The sequence below is a fragment of the Pseudomonas sp. SIMBA_067 genome, from assembly GCF_046534675.1.
In the GTDB taxonomy this organism is placed as follows: Bacteria; Pseudomonadota; Gammaproteobacteria; order Pseudomonadales; family Pseudomonadaceae; genus Aquipseudomonas; species Aquipseudomonas putida.
In genome coordinates this window covers 1-274 of record NZ_JAWRYH010000387.1, presented here as the reverse complement: position 1 = coordinate 274, position 274 = coordinate 1, and the positions used below count along the sequence as shown (strand labels likewise).

The window sequence follows — 274 nt, the reverse complement described above, 5'->3', positions numbered from 1 at the left end:
CATGTTCCACTGCCAGGCCTTGGCTGCGTAGAAAGTACTCGGCTGCCAGGTAGGGATTGGCCAGCGCTTGCGCAGACGGACCGTGGTCCACCACTTCTTCATAAGGGATCGCCTTGTGCCAGGCGTACAAAGCGCCGGCTCCCAGCAGCCCAGCCAGCAGCAGCGTCACCCACAGTAATGGCCTGATCATGGGCGCACTCCCGAACTGAAGAGTGCGCGCCAATCGTTGCAAAGTTGTTGTTGGGCAGCGGCGGGAGGAAGGCGGTGACCGTAC

1 pseudogene is annotated in these 274 nt (G+C 61.7%); it reads right to left on the bottom strand.

The window, feature by feature from the left end:
- Positions 1 to 190, bottom strand: a pseudogene (locus tag SB765_RS29555) (DUF4350 domain-containing protein); the annotation flags it as partial.
- Between the last annotated feature and the right edge of the window lie 84 nt (positions 191 to 274).